Source organism: Scandinavium hiltneri (assembly GCF_024764835.1).
Lineage (GTDB): Bacteria > Pseudomonadota > Gammaproteobacteria > Enterobacterales > Enterobacteriaceae > Scandinavium > Scandinavium hiltneri.
This window is the reverse complement of record NZ_JALIGE010000069.1, coordinates 163,763-179,727: the sequence shown is the minus strand read 5'-3', so window position 1 is coordinate 179,727 and position 15,965 is coordinate 163,763. Positions and strand designations below refer to the sequence as shown.

The following is a 15,965-nucleotide window of genomic DNA, read 5'->3' as shown; positions in this document are numbered from 1 at the left end:
TTTTATGGGCGCGCCTGTGCAGCACAATGGCTTCTGTGCTACATATTCCCACTCTATTCCTTGCCGGTGAGGTGTCTGTGTCAGAGAAAGTGAATGCGCAATGTCACTGCGGTGCAGTGAAGTTTACCGTCGAATTGTCTGATGGTTTTAACACCATCAGACGTTGTAACTGTTCGTTATGTCGAATGCGCGGCGCGGTAGCGGTGTCGGCACCGTTATCCGGCATTCATGTAACCGAAGGGAAAGATAAGCTGACGGAATACCGCTTCAATACCGGCACCGCGGTACACTATTTTTGCTCGGTGTGCGGCATTTACACCTTCCATCAGCGACGTTCGAACCCGCAGCAGTATGGGGTGAACGTGGCCTGTATCGAAGGCGTTTCGCCGTTTGATTTTACCGACGTGACAGTGTCGAACGGGATACATCATCCGTCCGACGGTGGTGGTAGCGTGGCGGGGATCCTGACGTTTACCCCGACGGATAAACACTGAATGCTTTTCAGGCGGGGCGACCGCGTGCGGTCTGTTCCGCTGGCCTTATTCTGAAAGTCGTTGCCGGGTCGGGCATTCGGAATTAGCCCAATGCATAAGTTGCTATGATCCCGCTTTTAAAGGGGTAATTATGGCAACGACGAAAAACTGGTCTCCGGAACTGGAGGGACTGCGCGGCGTCGCGTCTCTGTGGGTTTTTCTGGGGCATATTGCACTGCTGGTGAACTGCAAAATCCCAATCATTGCGGTGCCTAAATTAGGCGTTGATTTGTTTATTTTGCTGTCCGGTTATCTGATGACCAAAAACTATATTGAGCGTCAGGAAAAGGAACCGTGGGGCAGCTGGCAAACCATCAAAACCTTCTGGTTACGGCGCTATTTTCGTATCGCCCCGCTGTATTATGTGATGCTGTTCGTCGCATTGCTGGGCGGCTATTATCTGGGCGATGTGCGCCACATTATTGGCGAAGCGTTCCCGTCTACCGTGACCGAAACCTCCCGCTATAGTGACCTCTCATTTTTTAACGTACTCACCCATTTAACCTTTGTTTTTGCCGACCTGCCGCAGTACGCCTATAACACCGCGCTGCCGGACTGGAGCCTCGGCCTGGAAATGCAGTTTTACCTGCTGTTCCCGTTCATCATGCTGCTGACGCTGCGCTGGGGATTTGCCCTGACGCTGGTGTCTGTCATGGTGCTGGATGTGCTTGGGCGTTATTTGCTGCCAGAGATGTATGATGCGTTCCCGATGCCGTCGATGATCCTGATTAAGCTGCACATGTTTATCGCAGGGATGTTTATGGCGGAGGCGGTACGTCGCCGTCGGGTGCTGTTCGTGGTGCTGGCCCTGCTGGCGCCAGTCGTCAGCGACCTGCTCAATATCCGCATGGATGACGTCCAGGTGACGGTGGAAGCGCTGATGATCCTCGGCATGACGGGCGTGCTGTGGTCCTGGCAGCAGCCCGGCTTGCTGTCGCGTCTGTTTGCGCTGCCGCGCTGGGTACTCAGCCATCGGGTATTTACCTGGCTCGGCGATGTGTCGTATTCCGTCTATTTATTGCACTTGCTGATTGTGATGCCGGTAATTGCGCTGCTGCTCAATCATTTCCATATTGCGAACCATTCCAGCGGTGCGCGTTACCTGTTAACGGTGGGCATTTGTATGCCAGTGGTCTATTTGTTGGCCACGTTTTTACACCGTAAGGTTGAAATGCGCGGGATTACGCTCGGCAAGCGGATCATCCAGAACAAGGCTGCTAATGAAAAAGCGATTAATCTGCCGTGAAATAACAGGGCATGAGGCGATACTCATGCCCTGAAAATTACACCTTCGTTTCTATCCAGGCCATTATCAGTTCGGGCCAGACCGACACCGGCAAGCCCTGGGCGTCACGAATGCCGAACCCGTGTTTCCCTTGCTCGAACAGGTGCATTTCCACCGGCACGCCGAGTCGGCGTATGCGCGCTGGCGCGTTGTTCGAGGGAATAATGCCTATTTTGCTCATTGATCTTCTCCTTCAAGGGGAATCTCACGTTGCACGTAAAACTTCTCCAGGCTCAGACCAGTCGGTCCATTTGGGTAACTGAACATCTTTCAGGCAGTACTAACGGTTTGAAAATCTATACAGAAAAGTTAATGAATTTTTGAAGCGGGGCCGCTATGTTAGCTCTCTCACAGTTTTTCCGGGAATAATAACGATGCGAGATAAATACTCGAGTCTGCAAATTGGCATTCACTGGCTGGTGTTTCTGCTGGTGATTGGTGCGTACTGCGCGATGGAGCTGCGCGGCTTCTTCCCACGCACCTATCGCCCGTATTTCAATATGGTGCATGTCTCCTGCGGGATTTCGATTCTGGTGTTAATGGTGGCGCGACTGCTGGTGCGCCTGAAGCACAAAGCGCCGCCGATTGTGCCGAAACCCAAACCGTGGATGACCGGGATGGCGCACCTGGGGCACCTGGTTATTTATCTGCTGTTCATCATTCTGCCGATTATCGGGCTGGTGATGATGTACAACCGCGGTAATCCGTGGATTGCGTTTGGCATCATTATGCCGCACGCCGCAGAAGCGAATTTTGATTTGGCAGATAACCTGAAGGAATACCACGTGTGGCTGGCGAATTTCGGCTATTACGTGATTGGTCTGCACGCGCTGGCGGCGCTGATGCATCATTATTTCTGGAAGGACAACACGCTGCTGCGCATAATGCCGCGTAAGAGGTGACATGATGTGCCGGGTGGCGCAGCGCTTACCCGGCCTACCTTTGCCCGTATTTCCTGTATTCCCCGTAGGCCCGTGCAAACGAAGTGCCGCCGGGCAGCGTACTAATGCCCTGGCATGGATTTACGAATGGCGCTCAATAGCGTCTGGGCGCCGGTCGACAGCGGCGAATCTACCCGGGTCAATATTCCAATCGGTTCGCCCGCACCTTGGGTTGGCACCGGCAGCGCGACCAGTGTGCCATGACGTAAATCATCTTTCACCGCGCCGGAAGGCACAAACCACACATAGTCAAAATCTACCGTCAGCTGGCGCGATAGCGACGCCGAGAGTGTTTCAATGCAGCCTGGTGGAATTTTACACCCCTGGCTCAGTACCAGCGCTTCGGCGTTTTGGCGTGGCACCGTGCCTTTGGGCGATACCACCACCGGCCACTCCATCACTTTGCTCAGCGTGACCGTTTCCTGCAACAGCGGGTGATTCGGACGCACCACCAGTTTCAGTGATTCCAGAAACAGCAGCTCGTAGTTCAGGCCGCTCATCAGGTCCGGGTCCGACATGCGGCCAATGCCTAAATCGATTTCAGCAGATTTCAGCCCCGCCAGCAGCATGGTGTTATTCATAGTGGCGACCTGCAGCGTAATGTCTTTTTGCTGCTTGTGGAATTCCCCAATCACTGCCGGAAGAATGCCGAGCGCCGCGGTCGGCAGAGCACCGATACGCACCACGTCGCCACCGATCCCCTCTTTGCGGTTCAACGCCTGACCGGCAGTATTCAGCGCATCAAGCACTTTTACCGCGTGAGTCAGAAACTGTTCCCCGACCAGCGTTAGCTGCGCGCCCATACGACCGCGGTCAAAAAGACGTGTGCCGGTAAGCTGTTCCAGTTCGTTGAGGGTTTTCGACAGCGCGGGCTGACTGAGGTTAAGCGTTTCCGCCGCTCGGCCTAACGTGCCCTGTTGAGCGACGGCGACAAACGTATGCAAATGGCGCAAACGAATGCGCTGACTGAAGAGACCATTTTTTTCCATAACCGGATGTTAAAGAGAGTGCGGGGCGGGTATCAAGGTAACTTGTTTGAATTTGATAACTTGCTAGCAAAATATCATTAACATAATGGTCGATTGCGTTACATGTGGTTATGGAATAGCCGATAAAAAGCCCGGCATTTTGTCTTTGCCGGGCTAATTTTGTGCTTAGAGATCGAAGAAAACCGTTTCAGCTTCACCCTGGAGATGAATATCAAAGCGGTAAACAACCTCATTGCCGCGCTGTTCGCGCTGGCCAATCAGCGTGTTGCGGCGGACTTCCCACTCAATCAGGTTCAGTACCGGGTCGCGCTGATTGGCATCCTGCTCATCGGAGAAATACATCCGGGTGTTCAGGCCGATGTTAATCCCTCGGGCCACAATCCACAGATTGACGTGTGGGGCCATCAGGCGACCATCACGCCCGACGACCGCGCCAGGCTTGATGGTCTCAAAGCGCCAGACGCCCGTGTCGAAGTCAGAGCAGCTGCGTCCCCAGCCACGAAAATCACCGTCGAGGCGTTTGTCCTGCTGTTGGTCGGCAGGGTGGTTATAGCGCCCCGCGGCGTTGGCCTGCCAGATTTCCAGCAGGACATCACGCACCGGCGTGCCGGAGCCGTCGAACACGCGGCCTTCAAGGGTAATGCGCTCGCCTTCGGTATGGCTGTTGGTCAGCACCGGGCCGAAGTTTTTCTCGAAGATGTGAAAACCGGCGGCTTCCGGGGCCAGACCAATGTGCACATACGGCCCGGCGGTTTGCGAGGCGGTTTCAGCTAAATAGTCTTTCATCGCGCGGCTCCCTGAGTACGGTTTTCAAACAGCGTGGCGCGACTGCCGCGCAGGACCAGATCGAAGCGATAGGCGAGGCTGTCCAGCGGCACGGCGGCGTGGGTGTCGAGTTCAGCAATCAGGGTGCGAATAGCGTCATCATTATTGATGGTTTTCACAATCGGACACTGTTTGATCAACGGGTCACCCTCGAAATACATTTGGGTAATCAAGCGTTGGGCGAAGGCTTCGCCAGACAGAGAAAAGTGGATGTGAGAAGGGCGCCAGTCGCTGGCCTGATTCCGCCACGGATACGGGCCGGGCTTGATAGTACGGAAGAAGTAATAGCCATTTTCGTCGGTCAGCACGCGGCCACAACCGCCAAAATTTGGGTCAACGGGGGCCAGATACTGATCTTTCTTATGCCGGTAACGGCCACCCGCATTGGCCTGCCACACTTCGACCAGGGTATTTTTCATCGGACGACCAAAGCCGTCACGCACGTAGCCGTGGACGGTAATGCGTTCGCCAATCGGCAGCCCGTCTTTGGCGTAGTTGAGGATAAGATCGTTGTCCTGCGGGCCAAGATCGTCACTGCTAAATATCGGGCCGGTGATTTCCGACAGTGAGTTTTGCAGGGAGATCAGCGCATTACGCGGCGAACGCAGCACGCTGGTTTTATAGCCGGGTGCAAAGGCGGGCGGGTGACTGTTGTAATCACGATGCACCACTTCGCGTGGTGTCCATTTTTCGGTCATAGGGCGCTCCGGGTCAGAGGACTTCTTTATTGTTGTGATATCGTCACTCGCAGTGTGTGTAATCATATTGTTAATTTAAAGTGAATTTATACGGCTTTTTGCATAACGACAGGTTATAAACCGCACAAAAGCAGGGCGTAAAGCGAGAGGTTATCCGCGATCACAATTCAGAAATTCTTCCTCCCGGCGGCAAATGGCTTATGTACACTCCAGGTAATATTCACTGGAGACATGACATCATGGCGAACACCATCACGGCTGATGAGATTCGGGAAAACTTTTCGCAGGCAATGTCAGCGATGTACCAGCAGGAAGTTCCGCAGTACAGCACGTTGCTGGAACTTGTGGCGGATGTAAACCTGGCGGTGCTGGAACATAATTCGCACTTACATGAACAGCTGGCGAACGCTGACGAACTGGCACGACTCAACGTTGAGCGCCACGGTGCAATTCGCGTAGGTTCTGCTGATGAGCTGGCGACTCTGCGCCGCATGTTTGCGATCATGGGAATGAAGCCGGTCAGCTATTACGATCTCTCCCAGGCGGGCGTTCCGGTGCACTCGACGGCGTTTCGTCCGGTGGAAGATGCCGCACTGGCGCGTAATCCGTTTCGCGTGTTTACCTCGCTGCTGCGCCTTGAACTCATCGACAACGTTGTGCTGCGCGACAAAGCTGCAGAAATTTTGGCGAAGCGCGACATCTTCACGCCGCGCTGCCGCGAATTAATCAGCCACTTCGAGACACAAGGCCAGTTCACGGCGGCCGAGGCGAAAGCGTTCGTCAAAGAGGCACTCGAAACCTTTCGTTGGCACAGCCACGCCACGGTGGAGCAGGACACATACCGCGCGCTGCACAATGAACATCGCCTGATTGCCGACGTGGTGTGCTTCCCCGGCTGTCACATCAATCACCTCACGCCGCGTACGCTCGATATCGACCGCGTGCAGCAGCTGATGCCGGAATATGGCATTGAGCCGAAGGTCCTGATTGAAGGCCCGCCGCGCCGTGAAGTGCCGATTTTGCTGCGCCAGACCAGCTTTAAAGCGCTGGAGGAGCCGGTGCTGTTCGCCGGAGAACATCGCGGCACCCACACCGCGCGTTTCGGTGAAATCGAACAACGCGGTGTGGCGCTGACCCCCAAAGGACGCGCGCTGTACGACGCATTGCTTACAGAAGCCGGAACCGGTAAGGACAATCTCAGCCATCAGCAGCATTTATCGGCGATGTTCAAAGCGTTCCCGGACAGCGAAATGTTCCTGCGTCGTCAGGAACTGGCCTATTTCCGCTATCGCCTGACGCCGACCGGGGAATCACATCGCCAGGCATTTCGCCCCGGCGACGACCCCCAGCCGCTGATCGAACGCGGCTGGCTAGTGGCGCAGCCCATCACTTACGAAGATTTCCTGCCAGTGAGCGCCGCAGGTATTTTCCAGTCCAATCTCGGGAATGACACTCAGGCCCGAAGCCACGGCAACGCCAGCAAAGCCGCGTTTGAAGCCGCGCTCGGCTGCCCGGTGCTCGACGAGTTCCAGCTTTATCAGGAAGCTGAAGACCGCAGTAAGCGGCGGTGCGGGTTGTTGTAAGCCGCGTCAGACAAACGTAGGCCCGCGTCAGCGCAGCGCCACCGGGCAAACCCGCCCTTTGACGTTGCGAAGCGGGCTAAAACCCGCATAAACTGGGCGCATTGCTGATTAAGGAAGTACGCGATGCATAATCCCTCCACGCCGCTGGTGCACACCCGGCAGGGCTCCCTGCTGGGGCTGACCGACAACGATATTCACAACTGGCGCGGCATTCCTTTTGCGGCGCCTCCCGTCGGGCCACTGCGCTGGCGTTCTCCTCAGCCTGTTCCTTCGTGGCACGGTGTGCGTGAAGCGCAGACATTTTCACCTGCCAGCTGGCAAAACATCGAATATTGTCGCGAACTGGGCGGCGGAGACCCCGGTCGTTTCTCCGAAGATTGCCTTTATCTCAACGTCTGGGCGCCAGCGTCACCGGCGAAGCCATTACCGGTGATGGTCTGGCTACACGGCGGCGGGTTTACCATTGGCGCGGGCAGTTTGCCGCCGTATGACGGACACGCGCTGGCGAAGCGCGACGTGGTGGTGGTTACCGTTAACTATCGGCTCGGGCATCTGGGGTGTTTTGCGCATCCGGCGCTGGAAGGTGAAGAGGGCGAGCGAGTCTGCAACTTCAGTCTGTTAGATCAAATCGCGGCCCTGAAATGGGTGCAGGAAAATATAGCGGCCTTCGGTGGGGATGGTGACAACGTCACGTTATTTGGTGAATCAGCCGGGGCGCGTAGTGTGCTGTCGCTGTTAGCTTCCCCAAAAGCCAACGAATTGTTTCATAAAGCTATTATTCAGAGTGGGTATACGCTGCCAGACACGCCGCTTGATCAAGCGATGGCCCAGGGCGAAGCCGTCGCTGCTCATTTCGGCCTGGTGAATGCCAGCGCGGAGCAGCTGCGCGCCATTCCACCAGAGGCGTTCTGGCCGCTTGAAGGCAGGCTAAAACCGGGGCCGGTTCCGGTATGCGGCGATGCGGTTTTACCGCAGTCGATGCTGGAAATGTTCTTCACCGCGCGCCAGCATCCGGTGCCGATTATGGTGGGCTCGAACAGTGATGAAGCCAGCGTGATGGCGGTGTTTGGCGTTGACCTCGCCGGGCAAATCCAGAAGCTTCGGCAGGAGCGCCGCCTGGGACTGGGGCTGATTAAGCTGTTGTATCCGGGCGTGAAGGGCGATATCGAATTGGGCCGTCAGGTGTGTCGCGATATGGCGTTTACCACGCTCGGATACGTGGTGATGCAGGCGCAGCAGCGCGTCGGGCAGCCGTGCTGGCGTTACTGGTTCGACTATGTGGCGGAGGCGGAGCATCACACCTATAAAAATGGGGCGTGGCACGGCAACGAAGTGCCGTACGTCTTTGACACACTAACTCTGGCGGAGCCTTCGCGTCATTACGTCAACGCGCGGGATGTGGCATTTTCGGCACAGGTGGCCGATTACTGGGTGGATTTTGCCCGCAATGCGAGCGTGGCGTGTGATACGCTACACGGTCCGGTACGCTGGCCTGCATCAATCAAAGGGCGAGACCGTCTGTTGCGAATCGGGCTCAACAAACTGGCCGGGTTCAAAGTGGAAAACCGTTTTATGCGTGCGCGTCTGGCGCTGTTTCGGCGAGTGATGCGTCATCACGTGACGCTGGATTAAGCAGCCCGTTACGGAACTGGGTCAGCCCGATGGCTTTGGCGGAGACTTCCCGCACCACCAGCCGGTAGCTGGCCCCGGTTTTGACGCTCAGCGCGTAGGGCCGCACCAGTCGTCCGCTGAGCAAATCCTCTTCTACCAGCGTTTCATCGGCAATCGCCACGCCAAATCCCTGGATTGCGGCGGTGATCGCCAGGTCCATGGTGTCGAAATGCTGATTCTTTTGCATCGCGGCCATTAACGGTACAGGTAACTGGGCCAGCCACAATGACCAGTCGGTTTTATCGCGAGTGGGATGCAAAAATGTCATGCCTGAAAACTGAGTATTATCCGTCAGCCGATGGCTGACCACCGGCGTCAGCGACTCCTCAAACAGCAAGTCGCCTGCATTCATATGGGTACCAAAAACAATCGCCGCATCAAAGGGTTCGGTTTTGAAATTCACCGAATGTTCAGTAGTGGTGGTGAGCGCAATCTGCATGTCGGGGAAACGCTGCTCGATTTCCACCAGCCGCGGCACCAGCCAGCGCATGGCACAGGTCGGCGCTTTCAGGCGCACCACAGTCTGCTGCTGACGTGCCTGTTCGGCGACCATCACCATCTGGTTGAACGAGGTCATCAGTTCCGGGTAGAGCGCGCTGCCCTGTGGCGATAAACGCAGGCCGCGCGCCAGCCGCTCAAACAGCGGAAAACCAAACCAGGCTTCAAGTGTGGCAATCTTACGACTCACCGCGCCCTGAGTCAGGCACAGCTCTTTCGCCGCGTGCGTCAGGTTGAGATGACGGGCGGTCACCAGAAAGGTTTCGATGGCGTTCAGGGGCAACTGGCTACGTGACATGCTGGCTCCAGCTATGCAATTTATTCATGGTGAGTATGACATAGCGCTACAACTCGATAAACGGCAATCGCCTACGGCCACGTTCTGCCGGTTTCGCTACCGCGTTCGCGATGTTTTCCCCGATTTCTGCACTGACCGTCAGGCCCTGGATAAACGGCCTGTCATGCATCAAATACGGCAGGGCGCCAAAGGCGATACGCCCGCGCATGCAGGGCGGCGCGAGCAAAGTGTAATCGTCGGCGACGTCGGGGAAATCCTCCCCGGTGGCCTCAAGCTGCTGGCGTAAAGAGGGGAACGGCAAATCCTTTATCTTCATTGATTTCTGCCCACGGGCGTCAATAAAAGTATCGAATGAGTAAGTGCCATCCTGGCCCGAAATAACCGTGCCGTGTTCTTTCACCGTCATCGTGTAATTCTCGCCGAGGGCATGCAGGTTGAGGATCCCGGCCTCACGCAGGGCCAGCAGGCGGCGAATAGACTGCGGCGGAATGGCGGTGTAGTTATCGATAAACACCTTCGCCAGCCCGTGCTTAAAGCGTTCCCGGTCGGCGTCAGTCAGCGACGGCACGATATCCTCTACCGGCTCGTGTAACCGCAGAATGGTATAGCGCCAGGGCACGGTGTGTTTATCGCGTTTGTTACGTTCTACTTCTTGCAAGTTCGCTTCTGCCCACTGGAACGGACCGTGATTTCTGCGATCGGCAAACCATGCTTTCGCGAAGGTGTCTGCATTTAAGGTGTGAAGGGCGATTTTCGCGCTCCACGCCGGGTCGGCCTGTTCAAGTTCCTCAACGATCAGCGCAAATACGCGGTCGAGTAATCCGTCGCTTCCGGCGGCAATTTCCCGCTGAAGCGCCGATTCCGTCACTACAGCGAGGGGTTCGTAGGGAAGTGGGCAGTAAAAGTCAGCCTCGGGCAAAATCCCGGAGCGGGACACCAGCGTAATCTGTAACGCCTCGCTGCCGTCGTCGAGCGTAAATTGCGTGGGTTGATTATCAGATTCGGTGAAGGTGCCGTGCTGCACGACAACGGCCATCGCGGCGTCAATGGCGCTTAGCGAGGCCCCCATAATGCCGATGTTGCCCGCGTCGATTTTGGCTTCAATCAAGCCGGACCACGGGCTGGGGAAATACGTTCGCGTCGCCGTTTCGTCGTCCGGCCAGACGTGCCCGGTGGCGATCACCGCTAAATCAAAGGGCGCTGAAACGGCTTCACCTTCAGCCCACAGGGTCACGCCCGCATCCGTAACCTTGAGGTCCGTGACTTCGCAGGACTCGTTCACCGTAACCTCAAAACCCTGGCGTTTTGCCTGGTCGACTAACTGCAAGAACTGGTCGCGGTAGTATTCCCCGAGCAAAATGCGCGGCAGAAACTGGCGCTCGTGGAGGGTGTCGGTCTCCACGCCATAGCGTGCCAGATGCGCCGGACTCTGGCTTTTGAGCCATTCCAGATAGCGGCTAAATATCGGTGGAATTTCAATGCTGGCAATGTTCGCCAGCATCAGGCGGGAGTTGTCTTCATCCGCGTAAGGCATCCCGACGCCCGCTTCATCGGCGCGTTCATACACCGTAATGGCGACCGGGGTCTGGTTCTTCAGTATCGAGAAAAAGGTGTAAATGCCGGTTGGGCCACTGCCGACTATTGCGATTCTTTTCATTGTTGCTCACCTGAATTTGACTGCTGTAAGTCTAGACTCTGCTGCCAGCTATGCAATTTTCTCATGGCTACTATGACAACAATTCGGTTGTCGGATTCTGAGGTTATGTATTGAATAGTTATGCATATTTACTGAGAAAGGATTGGCAATGACTCTGCGTTCGCCAGTGAAAACCCGTACCAAGCTGCCCGATGTGGGCACCACCATCTTTACCGTGATTGGCCAGCTTTCTTCTCAGCATAACGCCATTAATCTATCCCAGGGCGCGCCAAATTTTGCCTGCGATACGCGGCTGGTGCAGGGCGTTACGCGCGCGATGGAAGAGGGGCATAACCAGTATGCGCCGATGACCGGGCTGCATGCCCTGAAAACGCGTGTCGCGGAGAAAATTGCCGATTTGTATGGCACGCAGTACGACGTTGATAGCGAAGTGCTGATCACTGCCAGCGCCAGCGAAGGTCTTTATTCCGCGATAAGCGGGCTGGTTCACCCGGGCGATGAAGTTATTTATTTTGAGCCGTCATTCGACAGCTATGCGCCGATTGTCCGTTTACAGGGCGCTACGCCGGTGGCTATCAAGCTGACTGTGCCGGATTTCACCGTCAACTGGGACGAAGTGCGCGCGGCAATCACGCCACGCACGCGAATGATCATCATCAACACGCCGCATAACCCGAGCGGGAAAGTGTTCGATGCCAGCGATTTACACCAGCTTGCGGCGTTGACCCGTAACACCGATATTGTTGTCCTGTCTGACGAAGTGTATGAGCATGTGGTGTTCGACGGTCAGCCGCATCACGGCATGGCGACGCACCCGCAGCTGGCCGAGCGCAGCGTAATTATTTCGTCGTTCGGCAAGACTTATCACGTCACCGGCTGGCGCGTGGGTTACTGCGTGGCTCCGGCTGAACTGATGGACGAAATTTGCAAAGTGCATCAGTTTTTGATGTTCTCCGCCGATACTCCAATGCAGTATGCCTTCGCGGAACATATGAATGATCCGCAAACCTGGCTGTCGCTGTCAGCATTTTATCAGCGCAAGCGTGACCTGCTGCAAACCCTGCTGGCGGAGTCGCCGTTTAAGCTGCTGCCCAGCCAGGGCTCGTTCTTCCTGTTAGCCGATTACAGCCATTTCAGTGATGAAAGCGACAGTGAAATGGTGAAGCGCCTGATTGTTGAACACGGCGTGGCGACCATTCCGCTGTCGGCGTTTTACACTGATGGGACAGATAACAAACTGATTCGCCTCTCTTTTGCCAAAGATGAGGCTACATTACGGGCAGGCGCTGCGGCCCTGTGTCAGGTTAAATCACGTTAAGGGGCGTTGGCGATGAAACTGAAAGCATTGATTGTGGGCATGGGCCTGTTCTGTTCGGTCTCTTCCTTTGCGGCAGGCGAGCTGCGTTTCGGCGTGGAAGCGGAATATCCGCCGTTTGAAAGCCGGAATGCTGCGGGCGAACTGCAGGGTTTTGATATCGATTTGGGTAATGCCATCTGTAAAGCGGCCGAGCTGAAATGTAGCTGGGTAGAAAGCGCGTTTGATTCGCTGATCCCAGGCCTGGTGTCCAAGAAATTTGATGCCATTAACTCGGCGATGAACATCACCGAGCAGCGGCGCAAAAGTATCGATTTCACCCAGCCGATTTACCGCATTCCATCGCAGTTAGTCGGGAAAGAAGGCAGCGGGATGCAGGCCACGCCGGAAGGGCTGAACGGTAAAACTATCGGCGTGTTGCAGGGTTCTATCCAGGAAACCTACGCCAAAGAGCATTGGGAAAAGCACGGCGTGACCGTGGTGTCCTATAAAGATCAGAACATGGCATGGGCAGACTTGCTCAACGGTCGCATCGACGCCTCGCTGGTGATGTCTGCCGCCGGGCAGGCCGGGTTCCTCAGCAAGCCGCAGGGCAAAGGTTTTGGCTTTATCGGCAAGCCAGTAGCTGATGACACCATTCTGGGCAGCGGCATTGGCTTTGGCCTGCGCAAAGGTGACGCCGCTGAGAAGAAACAGCTGGATGCGGCTATCGATAAAGTGCGCGCCGACGGCACTATCACCAAACTCGCCGCGAAATATTTTCCGGGCATCGACGTTAGCGTGAAGTAAAAACCAGGTCACTTTTTCGCCCTGTGAGTGATGTCGCTCACAGGGCTTTTTTATTTTTATCGGGTTACGCTTTTTTACAGCACGAATCAGTCACATCCGATCGCAATTATTTATTTCCCGGTTTGGGCGCATTTTGTACCGCCAGCAATTGGATTATCAGCGTTTTTTGTCTAGAGTGGGCGATTCTTAGCGAAGTCGATTATCACAGAAGGACGCTGACTCAGGCATGAACCGCAGACACTTTATCAAATCTTCAATGGCTGTAGCCGCGGTGAGCGCTACAACTGGAATCGCCTCACTATTCTCCAAAGCGGCACTGGCTGACGACTCGTCGATTGCCGATGGACAAACCCGCCGCTTTGACTACTCCGTTCTGCAATCCATGGCGCGCGATCTGGCGAGCCAGTCGTGGGGCGGCGCACCGAAAGATCTGCCGAAAACCCTGGCAGAGCTGACGCCGCAGGCTTACAACAGCATTCAGTACGACGCCTCTCAGTCGCTGTGGAATAACATCGAAGACCGCAAGCTGGATATCCAGTTCTTCCACGTTGGGATGGGTTTCCGCCGCCGCGTGCGCATGTTCTCTCTCGATACGGCTTCACAGCAGGCGCGTGAAATTCACTTCCGCCCGGAGCTGTTCAAATACAACGACGCGGGCGTCGACACCAAACAACTGGAAGGGCAGACCGATCTCGGCTTCGCCGGTTTCCGCACCTTTAAAGCGCCTGAGCTGGCGCGCCGCGATATCGTGTCGTTCCTCGGCGCGAGCTACTTCCGTGCGGTCGACAGCACTTATCAGTATGGTTTGTCCGCCCGGGGCCTGGCGGTGGATACTTTCACCGACACGCCGGAAGAGTTCCCGGACTTCACCTCGTTCTGGTTTGAAACCGTCAAACCGGGCGCCACGGTATTCACCGTTTATGCGCTGCTCGACAGCCCAAGCGTCACCGGTGCCTACAAGTTCACCGTCAACTGCCAGGAAACGCAGGTGATCATGGATGTGGAAAACCACATCTTTGCGCGCAAAGACATCAAACAGCTCGGCATTGCGCCGATGACCAGCATGTTCAGCTGCGGCAACAACGAACGCCGCACCTGCGACACCATTCACCCGCAAATCCACGACTCCGATCGCCTGGCGATGTGGCGTGGCAACGGCGAGTGGGTTTGTCGCCCGCTGAACAACCCACAGAAACTGCAGTTCAATGCGTTCCAGGACAAAAACCCACGCGGATTTGGTCTGCTGCAGCTTGACCGCGATTTCTCACACTATCAGGACGTAATGGGCTGGTACGACAAACGCCCAAGCCTGTGGGTCGAGCCGCGTAACCAGTGGGGCGAAGGGGCGGTATCGCTGATGGAGATCCCGACGACCGGTGAAACGCTGGATAACATCGTCTGCTTCTGGCAGCCGAAGAAAGCGGTGAAGGCGGGCGATGAGCTGGACTTCAAATATCGCCTGTACTGGGCTGCACAGCCGCCGGTACGTTCCCCGCTAGCGCGCGTGATGGCAACCCGCACCGGCATGGGTGGTTTCCCGGAAGGATGGGCGCCGGGTGAGCATTACCCTGAGAAATGGGCGCGTCGTTTCGCTATCGATTTTGTGGGCGGCGATCTGAAAGCGGCGGCGCCGAAAGGCATTGAGCCGGTTATCACGCTTTCCAACGGCGAAGCGAAGCAGGTAGAAATCCTGTACGTCGAACCGTTCGACGGCTACCGGATCCTGTTCGACTGGTATCCGACCAACGACTCAACCGACCCGGTTGAAATGCGCATGTTCCTGCGCTGTCAGGGCGATGCGGTGAGCGAAACCTGGCTGTATCAGTATTTCCCGCCGGCAGCGGATAAACGTCATTACGTTGATGACCGCGTAATGAAGTAAGTTGCACATTGCACGGGCCCATTTCATAGGCCCGTGCAAGCTGTAGGCCCGGCAAATGCAATGCCGCCGGGCAAGTCCGTTTTACTGATAACGTGTCGCCAGTTTCGGCGATTGCCCGCTAAACGCCTGCAAATTGGCATTCAACGCATTATCCAACAGCGTCACATCTTCCACACCCGGCGCGCAAATCACTTCTCCGATTTCCAGTGAACGCAGGCTGGCAGTCACGACATCTTCCGCCGTCATGCGCGGCAATGCGCTCAAATCCATTCCCTGACGCTCGTGAAACTCGGTCGCAACCACGCCCGGACACAAGACCTGCACATTCAGCCCCGCAGGCTTCAGTTCTTCATTCAATGCCAGCGACAGTGACACCAGATGCGACAGCGCGGCAACGTAGGTCGCCCGGCCCGCAGCCTGTCCGAGCGGGGCGGTGGCACCGAAGCCCAGCATTCCCGCGACGTTAATGATGGTGCCGGTGTTGCGTGCCACCATGCCCGGAGCGGCGGCGTGGGCCAGCAGCGTCGGGGCGACCACTTTGACCTGCAACAGTTCGCTGGCTTTTTCCACTGGCAGCGCGGTGAAGGCCATATAGTGCGCCACGCCTGCATTGTTAATGAGCAGCGTCAGCGGTTCCTGGCGGCACAGTTCCGCCACGCGGTTCTGTCCCTCGGCCTGGCTTAAATCAGCAACCATCGGGCGAATCTGCCCGGCCGGGAATTCAGCAGCCAGCGCGTCAAGGCGGTCCTGGCGTCGGCCAACGGCAATCACGTTGTAGCCGTTGTTTGCAAGGCGACGAGCGAAGGCCTGGCCAATACCGGAGGTCGCGCCGGTGACGAGGGCGAGGCGTTGAGTTGAATTTGACATAAAAGTGCTCCTGGTTGACGCCGAAACGGTTCCGGCGTGCGGTTGATGTCGGTCATCTTAGTGAGTAATGCCGCAAACGATAATCCCCTCGCGGGCGCACGGCCTGTTCGCCATGGCGCACAATCACGTAAATT

At 56.3% G+C, this 15,965-nt stretch carries 14 protein-coding genes and 1 pseudogene; 8 read left to right on the top strand and 7 right to left on the bottom strand.

The genetic code is table 11. The annotated features are described in order from the left end of the window. Positions 1-77 precede the first annotated feature (77 nt). Together MUU47_RS05365 and MUU47_RS05360 are read left to right on the top strand one after the other, a co-directional pair. Positions 78-494, top strand: coding sequence for a GFA family protein (locus MUU47_RS05365; RefSeq protein ID WP_258987147.1), 417 nt, complete (start codon positions 78-80; stop codon positions 492-494). Positions 495-624: 130 nt separating this feature from the next. Continuing rightward, positions 625-1,779 (top strand): acyltransferase family protein, encoded by a 1,155-nt coding sequence (locus MUU47_RS05360; RefSeq protein ID WP_258987146.1) that lies wholly within the window; start codon positions 625-627, stop codon positions 1,777-1,779. A gap of 37 nt (positions 1,780-1,816) precedes the next feature. On the opposite strand, the pseudogene MUU47_RS05355 reads toward MUU47_RS05360, so the two are convergent. Continuing rightward, positions 1,817-1,954: pseudogene (locus MUU47_RS05355) on the bottom strand (alpha/beta hydrolase); the annotation flags it as partial. 238 nt (positions 1,955-2,192) lie between these two features. Here MUU47_RS05355 and cybB point away from each other — a divergent pair. Then, positions 2,193-2,720, top strand: a complete 528-nt coding sequence (cybB, locus tag MUU47_RS05350; RefSeq protein WP_258987145.1) for a cytochrome b561 — start codon at positions 2,193-2,195, stop codon at positions 2,718-2,720. A 101-nt stretch (positions 2,721-2,821) separates the two neighbouring features. On the opposite strand, the gene MUU47_RS05345 is transcribed toward cybB, so the two are convergent. The 3 genes from MUU47_RS05345 to pcaH form a co-directional block, all read right to left on the bottom strand. Next, positions 2,822-3,748 carry a LysR substrate-binding domain-containing protein gene (locus MUU47_RS05345; protein ID WP_258987144.1) on the bottom strand — a complete coding sequence of 309 codons (927 nt, stop codon included), beginning with the start codon at positions 3,746-3,748 and terminating at the stop codon, positions 2,822-2,824. 165 nt (positions 3,749-3,913) lie between these two features. Further along, positions 3,914-4,534, bottom strand: a complete 621-nt coding sequence (pcaG, locus tag MUU47_RS05340) for a protocatechuate 3,4-dioxygenase subunit alpha (RefSeq protein ID WP_159465335.1) — start codon at positions 4,532-4,534, stop codon at positions 3,914-3,916. Continuing rightward, on the bottom strand, positions 4,531-5,271 hold the full coding sequence (gene pcaH / locus MUU47_RS05335) for a protocatechuate 3,4-dioxygenase subunit beta (RefSeq protein WP_258987143.1): 741 nt from the start codon (positions 5,269-5,271) through the stop codon (positions 4,531-4,533). The genes pcaG and pcaH overlap by 4 nt, the downstream gene beginning before the upstream one ends. A 239-nt stretch (positions 5,272-5,510) precedes the next feature. Here pcaH and hglS point away from each other — a divergent pair, with 239 nt between their 5' ends. Together hglS and MUU47_RS05325 are read left to right on the top strand one after the other, a co-directional pair. After that, entirely contained in the window at positions 5,511-6,854 is a 1,344-nt protein-coding gene (hglS, locus tag MUU47_RS05330) for a 2-oxoadipate dioxygenase/decarboxylase HglS (RefSeq protein WP_258987142.1), read from the top strand. 123 nt (positions 6,855-6,977) lie between these two features. Further along, positions 6,978-8,486, top strand: coding sequence for a carboxylesterase/lipase family protein (locus MUU47_RS05325; RefSeq protein ID WP_258987140.1), 1,509 nt, complete (start codon positions 6,978-6,980; stop codon positions 8,484-8,486). Here MUU47_RS05325 and MUU47_RS05320 read toward each other — a convergent pair. Together MUU47_RS05320 and MUU47_RS05315 are read right to left on the bottom strand one after the other, a co-directional pair. Beyond that, on the bottom strand, positions 8,425-9,321 hold the full coding sequence (locus MUU47_RS05320; protein WP_258987139.1) for a LysR family transcriptional regulator: 897 nt from the start codon (positions 9,319-9,321) through the stop codon (positions 8,425-8,427). The genes MUU47_RS05325 and MUU47_RS05320 overlap by 62 nt on opposite strands. 46 nt (positions 9,322-9,367) lie before the next feature. Beyond that, the gene (locus MUU47_RS05315) at positions 9,368-10,978 is read right to left on the bottom strand and encodes an FAD-NAD(P)-binding protein (protein WP_258987138.1); all 1,611 of its coding nucleotides are present in this window, start codon (positions 10,976-10,978) and stop codon (positions 9,368-9,370) included. Positions 10,979-11,126: 148 nt separating this feature from the next. Here MUU47_RS05315 and MUU47_RS05310 point away from each other — a divergent pair, with 148 nt between their 5' ends. The 3 genes from MUU47_RS05310 (at position 11,127) to MUU47_RS05300 (ending at position 14,964) form a co-directional block, all read left to right on the top strand. Further along, a complete protein-coding gene (locus tag MUU47_RS05310; protein WP_258987137.1) occupies positions 11,127-12,296 on the top strand; it encodes a pyridoxal phosphate-dependent aminotransferase in 1,170 nt (389 codons plus the stop codon). A 12-nt stretch (positions 12,297-12,308) separates the two neighbouring features. Continuing rightward, positions 12,309-13,082, top strand: a complete 774-nt coding sequence (locus MUU47_RS05305) for an ABC transporter substrate-binding protein (protein WP_258987136.1) — start codon at positions 12,309-12,311, stop codon at positions 13,080-13,082. Positions 13,083-13,308: 226 nt separating this feature from the next. Continuing rightward, positions 13,309-14,964 (top strand): glucan biosynthesis protein D, encoded by a 1,656-nt coding sequence (locus tag MUU47_RS05300; RefSeq protein WP_258987135.1) that lies wholly within the window; start codon positions 13,309-13,311, stop codon positions 14,962-14,964. Positions 14,965-15,045: 81 nt separating this feature from the next. On the opposite strand, the gene MUU47_RS05295 is transcribed toward MUU47_RS05300, so the two are convergent. Beyond that, the gene (locus MUU47_RS05295) at positions 15,046-15,831 is read right to left on the bottom strand and encodes an SDR family NAD(P)-dependent oxidoreductase (RefSeq protein WP_258987134.1); all 786 of its coding nucleotides are present in this window, start codon (positions 15,829-15,831) and stop codon (positions 15,046-15,048) included. Between the last annotated feature and the right edge of the window lie 134 nt (positions 15,832-15,965).

Bases quoted from the DNA above. Each gene is read 5' to 3' on its own strand.
- MUU47_RS05295 (WP_258987134.1), bottom strand. From the start codon at position 15,831: ATGTCAAATTCAACTCAACGCCTCGCCCTCGTCACCGGCGCGACCTCC.
- MUU47_RS05300 (WP_258987135.1), top strand. From the start codon at position 13,309: ATGAACCGCAGACACTTTATCAAATCTTCAATGGCTGTAGCCGCGGTG.
- pcaH (WP_258987143.1), bottom strand. From the start codon at position 5,271: ATGACCGAAAAATGGACACCACGCGAAGTGGTGCATCGTGATTACAAC.
- hglS (WP_258987142.1), top strand. From the start codon at position 5,511: ATGGCGAACACCATCACGGCTGATGAGATTCGGGAAAACTTTTCGCAG.
- MUU47_RS05345 (WP_258987144.1), bottom strand. From the start codon at position 3,748: ATGGAAAAAAATGGTCTCTTCAGTCAGCGCATTCGTTTGCGCCATTTG.
- MUU47_RS05315 (WP_258987138.1), bottom strand. From the start codon at position 10,978: ATGAAAAGAATCGCAATAGTCGGCAGTGGCCCAACCGGCATTTACACC.
- pcaG (WP_159465335.1), bottom strand. From the start codon at position 4,534: ATGAAAGACTATTTAGCTGAAACCGCCTCGCAAACCGCCGGGCCGTAT.
- MUU47_RS05325 (WP_258987140.1), top strand. From the start codon at position 6,978: ATGCATAATCCCTCCACGCCGCTGGTGCACACCCGGCAGGGCTCCCTG.
- MUU47_RS05320 (WP_258987139.1), bottom strand. From the start codon at position 9,321: ATGTCACGTAGCCAGTTGCCCCTGAACGCCATCGAAACCTTTCTGGTG.
- cybB (WP_258987145.1), top strand. From the start codon at position 2,193: ATGCGAGATAAATACTCGAGTCTGCAAATTGGCATTCACTGGCTGGTG.
- MUU47_RS05305 (WP_258987136.1), top strand. From the start codon at position 12,309: ATGAAACTGAAAGCATTGATTGTGGGCATGGGCCTGTTCTGTTCGGTC.
- MUU47_RS05310 (WP_258987137.1), top strand. From the start codon at position 11,127: ATGACTCTGCGTTCGCCAGTGAAAACCCGTACCAAGCTGCCCGATGTG.
- MUU47_RS05360 (WP_258987146.1), top strand. From the start codon at position 625: ATGGCAACGACGAAAAACTGGTCTCCGGAACTGGAGGGACTGCGCGGC.